This window comes from Pseudomonas sp. NPDC089741, from assembly GCF_044748825.1.
Classification (GTDB): Bacteria; Pseudomonadota; Gammaproteobacteria; order Pseudomonadales; family Pseudomonadaceae; genus Aquipseudomonas; species Aquipseudomonas helmanticensis.
Genome location: NZ_JBIVGT010000031.1, coordinates 35,375 through 47,600, shown reverse-complemented (window position 1 = coordinate 47,600; position 12,226 = coordinate 35,375). Strand labels below are relative to the sequence as shown.

The 12,226-nt window shown below is 61.2% G+C and carries 11 protein-coding genes and 1 riboswitch; of the genes, 6 read left to right on the top strand and 5 right to left on the bottom strand.

Going from position 1 to position 12,226, the window contains the following annotated elements:
* Positions 1-26 precede the first annotated feature (26 nt).
* From ACIPZE_RS23185 to ACIPZE_RS23175, 3 genes are all read right to left on the bottom strand, one after another.
* Positions 27-839, bottom strand: a complete 813-nt coding sequence (locus ACIPZE_RS23185) for an aldo/keto reductase (protein WP_283437925.1) — start codon at positions 837-839, stop codon at positions 27-29.
* Positions 836-2,011 (bottom strand): FAD-binding oxidoreductase, encoded by a 1,176-nt coding sequence (locus ACIPZE_RS23180; RefSeq protein ID WP_129388204.1) that lies wholly within the window; start codon positions 2,009-2,011, stop codon positions 836-838. Before ACIPZE_RS23180 ends, ACIPZE_RS23185 begins: the two co-directional genes overlap by 4 nt.
* A 146-nt stretch (positions 2,012-2,157) precedes the next feature.
* The gene (locus ACIPZE_RS23175; protein ID WP_016985677.1) at positions 2,158-2,490 is read right to left on the bottom strand and encodes a multidrug efflux SMR transporter; all 333 of its coding nucleotides are present in this window, start codon (positions 2,488-2,490) and stop codon (positions 2,158-2,160) included.
* A gap of 109 nt (positions 2,491-2,599) precedes the next feature.
* Here ACIPZE_RS23175 and ACIPZE_RS23170 point away from each other — a divergent pair, with 109 nt between their 5' ends.
* Together ACIPZE_RS23170 and waaA are read left to right on the top strand one after the other, a co-directional pair.
* Positions 2,600-3,496: a LysR family transcriptional regulator gene (locus tag ACIPZE_RS23170; protein ID WP_283437924.1), complete on the top strand. Its 897-nt coding sequence runs from the start codon at positions 2,600-2,602 to the stop codon at positions 3,494-3,496.
* An 11-nt stretch (positions 3,497-3,507) separates the two neighbouring features.
* The gene (gene waaA, locus ACIPZE_RS23165; protein ID WP_400775512.1) at positions 3,508-4,782 is read left to right on the top strand and encodes a lipid IV(A) 3-deoxy-D-manno-octulosonic acid transferase; all 1,275 of its coding nucleotides are present in this window, start codon (positions 3,508-3,510) and stop codon (positions 4,780-4,782) included.
* A gap of 169 nt (positions 4,783-4,951) precedes the next feature.
* Here waaA and ACIPZE_RS23160 read toward each other — a convergent pair whose 3' ends face one another.
* Positions 4,952-6,385 carry a TolC family outer membrane protein gene (locus ACIPZE_RS23160; RefSeq protein WP_129388213.1) on the bottom strand — a complete coding sequence of 478 codons (1,434 nt, stop codon included), beginning with the start codon at positions 6,383-6,385 and terminating at the stop codon, positions 4,952-4,954.
* Positions 6,386-6,591: 206 nt separating this feature from the next.
* Positions 6,592-6,697, top strand: a riboswitch (TPP riboswitch).
* Between the two features lie 146 nt (positions 6,698-6,843).
* Between ACIPZE_RS23160 and thiC the strand changes: the two genes are divergently transcribed.
* A complete protein-coding gene (thiC, locus tag ACIPZE_RS23155) occupies positions 6,844-8,736 on the top strand; it encodes a phosphomethylpyrimidine synthase ThiC (protein WP_129388215.1) in 1,893 nt (630 codons plus the stop codon).
* A gap of 148 nt (positions 8,737-8,884) precedes the next feature.
* On the top strand, positions 8,885-10,177 hold the full coding sequence (gene cytX / locus ACIPZE_RS23150; RefSeq protein WP_283437922.1) for a putative hydroxymethylpyrimidine transporter CytX: 1,293 nt from the start codon (positions 8,885-8,887) through the stop codon (positions 10,175-10,177).
* Here the strand turns inward: cytX and ACIPZE_RS23145 are convergent.
* Positions 10,146-10,892: an RsiV family protein gene (locus ACIPZE_RS23145; RefSeq protein WP_283437921.1), complete on the bottom strand. Its 747-nt coding sequence runs from the start codon at positions 10,890-10,892 to the stop codon at positions 10,146-10,148. The genes cytX and ACIPZE_RS23145 overlap by 32 nt on opposite strands.
* 227 nt (positions 10,893-11,119) lie before the next feature.
* Here ACIPZE_RS23145 and ACIPZE_RS23140 point away from each other — a divergent pair, with 227 nt between their 5' ends.
* Together ACIPZE_RS23140 and ACIPZE_RS23135 are read left to right on the top strand one after the other, a co-directional pair.
* Positions 11,120-11,737 (top strand): NUDIX domain-containing protein, encoded by a 618-nt coding sequence (locus ACIPZE_RS23140; protein WP_093430152.1) that lies wholly within the window; start codon positions 11,120-11,122, stop codon positions 11,735-11,737.
* Entirely contained in the window at positions 11,728-12,180 is a 453-nt protein-coding gene (locus ACIPZE_RS23135) for a DUF1249 domain-containing protein (RefSeq protein WP_053116744.1), read from the top strand. Before ACIPZE_RS23140 ends, ACIPZE_RS23135 begins: the two co-directional genes overlap by 10 nt.
* Positions 12,181-12,226 lie beyond the last annotated feature (46 nt).

The window sequence follows — 12,226 nt, the reverse complement described above, 5'->3', positions numbered from 1 at the left end:
CTCCTGCTTAAGGCCGCGAAGCGGCGTCAGTGACCACGAAGGACCTGGGCAACGGTCGCTACGTTGTGGGCGAGGTGCAGCGGATTGATCGTGCCGACAATAGCACTGGCCACACCAGGCTGCGCGAACAGCAATTCGAAACTGGCACGCACCGGATCGACGCCGGGGCTCAGGCAGACATGACCACTGGCCAAGGCTTTTTTCACCAGAATGGCTTTGCCGTGGGCAGCAGCATAGTCAATGACAGCCTTCTCGTTTTGTTCGTTCAGATTGTAGGTGACCATTGCGCAGTCGCCTTGCTCCAATGCTTTCAAGCCACCTTCGACGGTTTTGCCGGAGAAACCGAAACCACGAATCTTGCCCTCGGCCTTGAGCGCCGCGAGTGTCGCGTAAACTTCTTCGTGCTCGAGGATCGCCATGTCGTTGCCGTCGGAATGCACCAGCACCAGATCGATAAAATCGGTTTCAAGACGTTGCAGGCTGCGCTCGACCGACATTCGCGTGTGTGTCGCGCTGAAGTCATGGTGCGACAAGCCATCGGCAAACTCTTCGCCAACCTTGCTGACGATCACCCAGTCCTGTCGCTGGCCACGCAACAGCGGGCCGAGGCGTTCTTCGCTGCGGCCATAGGCCGGGGCGGTGTCGATCAGGTTGATGCCCAGTTCGCGCGCCTGGCGCAGAAGCATGCGCGCCTCATCGTCGCCAGGAATCTGGAAACCGTTGGGGTATTTCACCCCTTGGTCGCGGCCGAGTTTGACCGTGCCCAGGCCCAGAGGCGAAACCATCAGGCCGGTGCTGCCCAGTGGGCGATGCAGATCATGCAGGTTGGCGATGCTCATGGCAGCAGTTGCTCCCAGGCTGGAACGCCCATCGGTGGTTTCGGCAGGGCTGGCAATGGTTCGCTGGCTTGCGGCTGGATAGCGTCGCGCTCCAGCGAGGCGATCACCCGGTCGGCAAAGTCCGGCGCCAGTGCCAGCTTGGTTGGCCAGCCGACCAGCAGACGACCCTGTTCGGCGAGGAAGGCGTTGTCGGGGCGTGTCAGCCCGGTTTGCAGCGGTTCGGCACGGTCAACGCGCAAGGTCGCCCATTGCGTGGTGCTGAGGTCGATCCATGGCAGCAACTGAGCGATTTCCTTTTGCGCGGTGGCGATCTGTTCGGCCGGCTCGCGGTGCACGCCTTCGCTTTCGGCGATGTCACCACCCATGTACCAGACCCACTGGCCATCAGCCGCCGGATGCGTGGTCACGGTGATGCGCGGTTTGGTGCCGCCGCCCAGGCAATGCGCGTACAGCGGTTTCAGGCCCGGGCCTTTGGCGATGATCATGTGCAGCGGCCGGCGTTGCATGGCCGGTTGCGTCAGACCGAGGTCTTCAAGCAATTGCGCGGTGCCGGCGCCAGCGCTGAGGACGATGCGCTGGGCGCGGATCTCGCGGCCGTCGACTTTCAAACCGACCAGCACACCCGCTTCCAACAGTGGCTCGATGGTTTGCCCGGCGAGCAGACCGTCGCCCGCCAGATCGGCCAGGCGCTGGATCAGGCTCGGCACATCGACCACCAGTTCGGCGAGGCGGTAGACCTTGCCCTTGAAGCGCTTGTCCTGCAGGGCTGGTGGCAATTGCTCGCCCTTGACCTGATCGACGCGGCCGCGCACGGCTTTGCTGGCGAAGAAACTGGTGAGGTTGCCGGCGAGGGTGCCGGGCGACCACAGGTAATGCGCTTCGGACAACAGGCGCACGCCGGTCAGATCCAGTTCGCCATTGCCGGCCAGCGCTTCACGCCAACGGCGCGGCATGTCGGCAATGGCTTCCGAGGCACCCGTCAGCGCGCCGTGCAGCGCGTATTTGGCGCCGCCGTGAATAATGCCTTGGGATTTAACGCTCTGCCCACCGCCGAGGCTGGCGCTTTCCACCAGCACGGTCGAAAAACCCTGACGGCGCAGACGTGCGTTCAACCAGAGGCCGGCGACACCAGCGCCGACAATCAGAACGTCGGTGGAAATAACGGATGGCATGCAACGACCTCAGTGTTCAAGACGAGGGCGCAGTATACAGACTCGGAGTTCGGCTTCAGATGTGAAAAAAGATCGCAGCCTGCGGCAGCTCCTACACAGAGAATGCGATCCCCTGTAGGAGCTGCCGCAGGCTGCGATCTTTTTCTTCAGTGCCCCGCGGTTTTCGAGAACAACTGGATCACCACGACGCCCAGCACAATCAAGGCCATCCCTAGCATCGCCGGAATATCCAGTTTTTGCCCGTATATGAACAGCGCCGCGACGCTGACCATCACGATGCCCATCCCGGCCCACACCGCGTAGGCCACACCGACCGGTACGGTGCGTACCACCAGGGTCAACATCCAGAACGCAATCGCGTAGCCGACGATGACCAGCACCAGTGGCAGCGGCGTGCTGAAGCCTTTGACTGCTTTCATCGAGACGGTGGCGATGACTTCGGCGCAGATGGCAATGGCCAGGTAGGCGTAGGCGTTCATGGTTCAAATCCTCATGTGAAACGTTGCTTACTGAGGCGGCATTCTAGAGATTCCCCAGATGGGGTAAAGTCATTACCTATCTGTTTCGAAGATGGGTTGGTAAGTCAGCATGCAATGGAATCTCGATCAGCTACGGGTGTTTGTCGATGTCGCCGAGCAACGCTCGTTTTCGGCGGTGGCACGCCAGCAACGCAAGGCCCAGTCGGCGATCAGTAGCGCGGTTGCGATGCTGGAAGATGATCTGGGTGTCAGCCTGTTCGAGCGTAGCAGCGGTCGTCAGCCAACGCTCACCGAAGCGGGCAAAGCGCTGCTCGAAGAGGCGCGGGAAGTCTTGCGCCAATGCGAACGCCTGAATGGTCGGGCGATGGCGATGCTGCGCGGCCAGGAAGCGCAACTGCGGGTGGCCCAGGACGAAGCGATGCCTTATCAGGCGCTGGTGGAAAGTTTCGGTGCACTGGCCGAGCAGTTTCCCAGCCTCGAATTACAGCTGACCAGCGCTGCCCAAGGCGAGGTCGCGCGCAAACTGGTCGAACGGCGTGCCGACCTGGGTTTGCTGTTCTATCACGACGAAATCCCCGAAGCGCTGGAGCGCCGAGTGCTCGGCAGCGTGGAAATGGTCACGGTCTGCGGCATCAATCATCCGTTGGCGACGCAGTCCTATGTCACCTGCCAGCAATTGGCGCAACACCGGCAACTGTTGATGTCGACGCAAACCAGCGTTTACCCCGGCAACGAACCGGCCAGCCCGCAAGTCTGGCGCGCCGACAGTTTCTACGTGATGGCCGAATGGCTGGTGCGCGATCTGGGGTGGGCCTGGTTGCCGCGGCATGTGGTGCAGTATTCGGCGTATCAGGGTTTGATGGTCGAACTCGACAGCGAATGGACGCCGCCGGCGCTGGTGGTCGAACTGGTCTGGCGCCGCGATGAGCCTTTAGGCCCGGCGGCACGTTGGCTGGCGGAGCGTTTTGCCGTGCACTTGCGCGCGATCGGCGAGAAAAGTCGATAAACTCCGCCGCCATGAATAGAACTCTGTACACCGCGCTGTTTTACCTGGGGCTGCCATTGGTGGCGATTCGGCTGTGGCTGCGGGCGCGCAAGGCGCCGGCGTACGCCAAGCGCATAGGCGAGCGTTTCTCCTACGGCATGCCGACGCTGCAACCCGGCGGCATCTGGGTGCACGCGGTGTCGGTGGGCGAAAGTATCGCCGCTGCGCCGATGATCCGCGCTCTGCTGCAACGTTATCCACAGTTGCCGATCACCGTGACTTGCATGACGCCGACCGGATCGGAGCGGATTCAGGCGCTGTTCGCTAACGAGCCGCGCATCCAGCATTGCTATCTGCCGTATGACTTGCCGTGTGCGGCGGCGCGGTTTCTTGACCGCGTGCAGCCGAAACTCGCGGTGATCATGGAAACCGAGCTGTGGCCCAACCACATTCATCAGTGCGCCAAGCGCGGGATTCCGGTGGCGTTGGCCAACGGGCGTTTGTCCGAGCGCTCGGCTAAAGGGTATGGTCGCTTCAACAAGCTGACCGCACCGATGCTCGCCGAGATGAGCCTGTTTGCCGTGCAGACCGAAACCGAAGCCCAGCGCTTCCGCGATCTCGGCGCTCGCGCGCAGACGGTCGAAGTCACTGGTTCGATCAAGTTCGACCTGACCATCGACCCGCAACTGCTGCAACGCGCCGCCGACCTCCGCAGCCAATGGCAGGCGCTGGAGCGTCCGGTGTGGATCGCCGCCAGTACCCATGAAGGCGAGGACGAAGTGGTGCTCGACGCCCACCGTCGCTTGCTGGCCAATCACCCGGATGCGTTGCTGATTCTGGTGCCGCGTCATCCGGAGCGTTTCAATTCGGTGTTCGAGTTGTGCCAGCGCGAAGGTTTTGCCACGGTGCGGCGTTCGACCGGGATCGATGTCGATGCGCAGACGTCAGTGCTGCTCGGCGACACCATGGGCGAGTTGCTGTTTCTCTATGCCCTGGCGGACAGCGCGTTTGTCGGCGGCAGCCTGGTGGCGAACGGCGGGCACAATCTGCTGGAACCGGCAGCCTTGGCGAAACCGGTGCTCAGTGGCCCGCACCTGTTCAACTTCCTCGACATCGCCGCGCAATTGCGCCAAGCCGGGGCGTTGGCCGAGGTCGATGATGCCGAAGGGTTGGCAGTGGAAGTGCAGCGCTTGTTCGAATTGCCGCGTGATGCGCAGCGCATGGCCGACGCCGGGCTGGCAGTGATGCGCCGCAATCAAGGTGCATTGCAGCGCTTGCTGGATGGCTTGGCGCGGCTGATCAAATAGTCGCTTGGAATATTACTGTGGCGAGGGGATTTATCCCCGTTGGGTTGCGAAGCAGCCCCAAAACCATTCACCGCGGTGATTCAGGAAAACCCTGTTCACCGGTATTGCGACTGCTGCGCAGCCGAACGGGGATAAATCCCCTCGCCACAGGGGATTCATTCCAGATTGTTTACGGGCGCGCCTTGAGCTGCGCTTCGGCCGCCTTGGCCAGATCCGGCGGGAGGAAATCCTTGTCCGGGTTGTAGTCGGCTTTCAGATAACGCCGCAGATCTTCCAGATCCCCCGGATTCAACGTCCCCGCCGCCTGCTTCAAGCGCAGGTTGTCGAGAATGTAGTCATACCGCGTGTTGTTGTAGTTGCGCACCGAGGTGTACAGCTGGCGCTGCGCATCGAGCACGTCAACGATGTTGCGGGTACCCACCTGATAACCGATTTCCGTCGCTTCCACCGCGCTCTGGTTGGAAATGATCGATTGCTTGCGCGCCTGCACCTGCTCGACATCGGTGTTCACCGCACGGTGCAGGTTGCGGGTGTTCTCGACGATCTGCCGACGCAGCGATTCACGTTGCTGCTCGCTCTGATCCAGTTGCGCATACGACTGGCGCACTTGCGAACTGGTCAGGCCGCCGCTGTAAATCGGTACGCTCAATTGCAGGCCCACTGTGGTCTGCTCGACGTTGCCATGGTACGGCGCGCCGAACACGCTTGGGTTGCCGAAACCGAGGGCGTCGTTGTCACCTTTTTCGTATTTGGCCACAGCGTCGAGAGTCGGCAAGTGGCCGGCCTTACGCTGTTTCAAGGTCTCTTCAGCCGAGCTGACGGCGAAGTTGCTCGCCAGCAGATTGAGGTTCTGTTTCGCTGCGGTGTCGACCCAGGCCTTGGCGTCATTCGGCGCCGGCGGCAGGATCGGCAGCGAGTGGACGATCCCCTGAATCGAGTTGTACTGGCGGTTGGTCAGGGTAATCAGCGCCTCGAAGGCATCATCGACCTGACGCTGGGCGACGATGCGGTTGGCGCGTGCGGTGTCGTAACTGGCTTGCGATTGCAGGACGTCGGTCTTGTCCGACAGACCGACATCGAAGCGCTCGTTGGACTGATCGAGTTGTCGCTTGAACGCGGCTTCTTCTGCTTTGGTCGAAGCGAGGTTGTCCTGGCTGCGCAGCACGTTGAAGTAATCTTCCGCCGATTGCAGGATCAGGTTCTGCTCGGTCGCCGACAGTTGCAGCGCGGCTTGTTCGTTGACGTCCTTGGCCGCCTGGTACTGGAACCAGCGATCGGCGCGGAACAACGGTTGGGCGAGGGTCGCCTGATACGAGTGAGCGCTGCGATTGGCGACGGCCGAAGGCTGATCGATCGAGGTGCGCACGTTGGCGGTTTCGGCGCCACCGGACAGGTTCGGCAGCAAACCGGCGCGGGCCTGTGGCACCACTTCTTTCTGGGCGCCGTACTGGGCGCGGGCGGCGGCCAGATCGGCGTTGTTGTCGACCGCTTCCTGATAGACGCTGACCAGATCGGTTTTGGTCGACAAGGGCGCTTCTGCTGCCCAGGCCATTGCGTTGGACGCACAAGACACGGCAACAGCCAGTGAAAGTTTGCGCAGCATGAGGCGATCCCTAGCATTAATATTATGGAAGTAATCCGGGCGCCAAAGGTAAGGCGCAGGCCCCATAGCGTCAAGGCGTGACGGGGCAAGGCGAGTGTAGTTGCGCATTTGCATGACAACAATCGGCCAAGCCCCTGTATTTGCGCCATTCATCATGGTGATTGCTGCGGTGTTGGCGTTCTTTGCCAGTTGTGTCTAGACTGGCCGGGTTCTTGTCGGGGTGCCTTGCTATGAGGCTGAGATCGAATAATTTCGGATCCCGTTGAACCTGATCAGGTTAGCGCCTGCGTAGGGAACAAGATTTCTCGTCACCCGGCGAGTCCTCTTGTGCTTCGTCCGGGAAATTGTTCGACAATCGAACGCTCGACGACGATGCACAGCACCAGTCCTGGTGCGTCCGTGCCTTTCAGGTTCTGCTCCGACAATCCACTGCCTGGATGCTGTCTGGAGAGCCCGTGATGACTACTACAAAATCAAAAAACGCGATCAACCTGAGTGACTCGGCCAAGGTCGACGAGCAATCGGTCAAGCCGTTCACCCGTTCGCAAAAAGTCTACGTTCAGGGCTCGCGCCCGGACATCCGCGTGCCGATGCGCGAAATCACCCTCGACGTGACCCCGACCGACTTCGGCGGCGAAATCAACGCGCCGGTCACCGTTTACGACACCTCCGGCCCGTACACCGATCCGAACGTGATTATCGATGTGCGCAAAGGCCTGGCCGATGTGCGTTCGGCGTGGATCGACGACCGTGGCGACACCGAGCGTCTGACGGGCCTGAGTTCCAACTTCGGTCGCGAGCGCCTCGCCGACCCTGAACTGACCAAACTGCGCTTTGCCCACGTCAACAATCCGCGCCGCGCCAAGGCCGGTGGCAATGTCACGCAGATGCACTACGCGCGTCAGGGCATCATCACGCCCGAGATGGAATTCGTTGCCATCCGCGAAAACATGAAGCTCGAAGTGGCCCGCGCCGCCGGCTTGCTGGATCAGCAACACCCGGGTCACAGCTTCGGCGCCAGCGTGCCGAAAATCATCACCCCTGAATTCGTCCGTGAAGAGATCGCCCGTGGCCGCGCAATCATTCCGGCCAACATCAACCACACCGAACTGGAACCGATGATCATCGGCCGTAACTTCCTGGTGAAGATCAACGGCAACATCGGCAACAGCGCGCTGGGTTCGTCCATCGAAGAAGAAGTGGCGAAACTGACCTGGGGCATTCGCTGGGGCGCGGACAACATCATGGACTTGTCCACCGGCAAGCACATTCACGAAACCCGCGAGTGGATCATCCGCAACTCGCCGGTGCCGATCGGCACGGTGCCGATCTATCAGGCGCTGGAAAAAGTCGGCGGCGCGGCCGAAGACCTGACCTGGGAGCTGTTCCGCGACACGCTGATCGAGCAGGCCGAGCAGGGCGTCGACTACTTCACCATTCACGCCGGCGTGTTGCTGCGCTACGTGCCGCTGACCGCCAAACGCGTGACCGGTATCGTTTCGCGTGGCGGTTCGATCATGGCCAAGTGGTGCCTGGCGCATCACAAGGAAAACTTCGCCTACACGCATTTCGAAGAAATCTGCGAAATCATGAAAGCCTATGACGTCAGCTTCTCGCTGGGTGATGGCTTGCGTCCGGGGTCGATTGCCGACGCCAACGACGCTGCCCAGTTCGGTGAGCTGGAAACCCTCGGTGAACTGACCAAGATCGCCTGGAAGCACGACGTGCAAACCATGATCGAAGGCCCGGGCCACGTGCCGATGCAGTTGATCAAAGAGAACATGGACAAGCAGCTGGAGTGCTGCGACGAGGCGCCGTTCTACACCCTCGGCCCGCTGACCACTGACATCGCACCGGGTTACGACCACATCACCTCGGGTATCGGTGCGGCGATGATCGGCTGGTTCGGTTGCGCGATGCTCTGCTACGTGACGCCGAAGGAACACTTGGGCCTGCCGAACAAGGATGACGTGAAGACCGGGATCATCACCTACAAGATCGCCGCGCATGCGGCGGACTTGGCCAAAGGGCATCCGGGTGCGCAGATTCGCGACAACGCCTTGAGCAAGGCGCGCTTTGAATTCCGCTGGGAAGACCAGTTCAACCTGGGACTTGATCCGGACACCGCGCGTTCGTATCACGATGAAACTCTGCCGAAGGATTCGGCTAAGGTCGCGCACTTCTGTTCGATGTGCGGGCCGAAATTCTGCTCGATGAAGATCACGCAGGAAGTCCGCGAATACGCGGCCAACCAGCGGATCGAAGCGGTCGACGTGGACATCGCCCAAGGCCTGGCGGAACAGGCCGAGCGGTTCAAGAAGGAAGGCAGTCAGCTGTACAAAAAAGTTTGATCCCGTACTGATCGTTCCCACGCTCCGCGTGGGAATGCAGCCCGTGACGCTCCGCGTCACTGGACGCGGAGCGTGCCTAGAGGCATTCCCACGCAGAGCGTGGGAACGATCACAACACAACAACAAATGTCCCTCTGAGATAACACCCTTGAGCATTCAACCCAGCACTTATTCCCCTGACCTCGCCGTGCCCGCCGACAAGCGTGTATTCGGCGGTCGCGATCTGTTTTCCCTGTGGTTCTCCCTCGGCATCGGCCTGATGGTCTTGCAGACCGGCGCATTGCTCGCGCCGGGTCTGGGCCTGTCCGGTTCGTTGCTGGCGATTTTCCTCGGCACGCTGGTCGGCGTGCTGCTGCTGGCCGCTGTCGGCGTGATCGGCAGCGACACCGGCCTGTCGTCGATGGCCGCGCTGAAACTCAGCCTCGGCAGCAAAGGCGCGAGCCTGCCGGCGCTGCTCAACCTGCTGCAACTGATCGGTTGGGGCTCGTTCGAAATCATCGTCATGCGCGATGCGGCCAGCCTGCTCGGTACCCGCGCGTTCAGCGAAGGTTCGCTGTGGTCGAACCCGGTGTTGTGGACACTGTTTTTCGGCGCGCTGGCGACCTTGCTTGCGGTTAGCGGGCCGCTGACTTTCGTCCGGCAGATCCTGCGCAAATGGGGCATCTGGCTGCTGCTCGCCGCGTGCCTCTGGCTGACCTGGAACCTGTTTGCCAAAGCCGATCTGGCCGATCTCTGGTCGCGCGCCGGTGACGGTTCGATGCCCTTCGCCGTGGGCTTCGACATTGCCATCGCGATGCCGCTGTCGTGGCTGCCGCTGATCGCCGACTACTCGCGTTTCGGCAAGCGCGCGAAGAATGTCTTCGGTGGCACGGCCGTCGGTTTCTTCATCGGTAATTTCTGGCTGATGAGCCTCGGCGTTGCCTACACCTTGGCGTTCGCGCCGAGCGGTGAAGTCAACGCACTGTTGCTGGCACTGGCCGGTGCCGGGCTGGGCATTCCGCTGTTGCTGATTCTGCTCGATGAGTCGGAAAACGCCTTCGCCGACATTCACTCGGCAGCGGTCTCCAGCGGGATTCTGTTGCGCCTGAAAGTCGAGCATCTGGCCTTGGCCATCGGCGTGATCTGCACGCTGATCGCCCTGCTGGCGCCGTTGGCGCAGTACCAGAATTTCCTGTTGTTGATTGGTTCGGTGTTTGCGCCGCTGTTTGGCGTGGTGCTGGTGGATCACTTCATCCTGCGCAAGCGCAGCGCTCAGGTCGCTTCAGCCGCATTGCGCTGGCCGGCGTTGTTGGCGTGGCTGGGTGGCGTCAGCACCTACCATTTGCTGGCGAATCTGTATCCGGATGTCGGCGCAACCCTGCCGGCGCTGGTGCTGGCAGGGCTGTTGCAGCTAGTGCTGGGCCGGGCCTTCAGTTACGGCCAGGAAACAGCTCGGGCTTGAGAATGCCGTTCAGACGCGGATAAGGAATCTTCAGTTCGACGTGGCCCAGCGCGTAAGGCGCAATGGTGGTCACGTCGTACTTGAGGACCACGCCGCCATAGGTCAGCGCCACGTTCGGGGTTTTCACGAACGGCCAGTTCTTCACGAACTCCGCTTCCTGATCGAGCTTGGTGCTGATCAACCAGCTGTTGTGCGCAACCTGCGCCGCTTTCCAGAAAGCGTCTTCCTGACCCGGCATCAGCATGTCGGACAGGTTCAGTACCTTGTGCTGCTGGCGCGAATAGTTGATGAAGCCGCGCCCCGGGGTACCATGCGCGCCACCGGTGTCGAGGTAGCTCGACAACTCGATGATCACCAAGCCGTCATGCTGCTCGCGTACTTTCGCTTGCAGGTAGCTGCTGTTGCGCGGGCCGGCGCTGGCCAGAAACTGATCGCGATAAGCCGCCAGGGTTGGCGCTACCGGGGCGTTTTTCTCGGTGCGGGTCATTTGCAGCAGACGTTTTTCGATGATGCCGTCCAGCGCAGGTTCTGCCGGGAAGCGCAGGGTGTCGATGTTGACCAGCGGGCAATCCGGATTTGAACAGCCCGGTTTCAGTTGTTCCGACGCATCGCGGGTAGTTTCCAGCGGCGTGCGGTAGTTGGGTTGGAACAGGCTTGCGCACGCGCCCAGAGTCAGGGCAATGGCGGCCACGGAGGCAATTTTGAAAAGCGACATGGGCGTCCTTTCGAAAGCAAGGGAAGGCAAAAAGTTACCGCTTCGACTCTCAACGAAGCAGTCAGTTCGCCACTAAGCTAATTAGAGTGCGTTTCGCCGCCACCGTCCATCCCGCTGACGGTAAAGGGGCTGCATCAAACCGTTCGGGCGCGTTAGGATGGCGCGAAGTCGAGGTTGCCATTCACACACGGCAACTTCGTAATGGATGTGCAGTAAAGAGGATGCTCATGACTGATTTTGCCAATGCTATTCCGACCACCGTCGACGTCGTACGGCGCGAACGCTGCTACGAGGGCTTCTACAAGCTCGACCGTTTGCACCTGCGCCATGAATTGTTCGCCGGTGGCATGAGCCGCGAGATCAACCGTGAAGTGTTTGTCCGTCACGATGCCGTGTGCATGCTGCCCTACGATCCACAGCGCGACGAAGTGGTGCTGATCGAGCAGTTTCGCGTTGGCGCCATGGGCAAGACCGACAACCCGTGGCTGGTCGAACTGGTCGCTGGTCTGATCGACAAGGATGAACAACCGGAAGAAGTTGCTCACCGCGAGGCGCAGGAGGAAGCTGGACTGGACATCAAGGCCCTCTGGCCGATGACCAAATACTTCCCGTCGCCGGGCGGCAGCAACGAGTTCGTGCATTTGTATCTGGGGCGTTGCAGCACCGAGGGCGTTGGCGGTCTGCATGGCCTGGAAGAAGAGGCAGAAGATATCCGCGTCACGGTCTGGGCTTTTGAAGATGCCTTGCAGGCCGTCCGCGACGGACGCATTGCCAACGCGGCGAGCATCATCGCTTTGCAGTGGCTGGCGCTGAACCGCGCCGAAGTGAGGGGGTTATGGTCGTAAACAAGTTGCGCGATCGTTATCGAGTCGACCTCGCGGGGCTGCAAGCCGCCTGCGAGGCCAACTACGCGCGCCTGATGCGACTGGTCCCGGACATGCGCAACGACCCGGAGGCGCGGCGCATCGCCGTGACCCAGGGCGAGCAGATGCTCGGCGTGCTGGCCCTCGAAGTGCTGCAAACCTGTCCGTACACCACGACGTTGCAAGTGCGTCAGGAGCACAGCCTGCCGTGGCTGCCGGTGCCGCAACTGGAAGTGCAGGTCTATCACGACGCACGCATGGCCGAAGTGGTCAGCGCCGAACATGCACGACGCTTTCGCGGCATCTATCCTTATCCGAACGCGGCCATGCATCAGCCAGATGAAAAGGCCCAGCTCAATCTGTTCCTGGGGGAATGGCTGAGTCATTGCCTGGCATTGGGGCATGAGTACGAAGTCGTACGCTAGTTGTGAACTGCGTCCGGTTCGGCGGTTTCCTCTTTGACTGATCCCC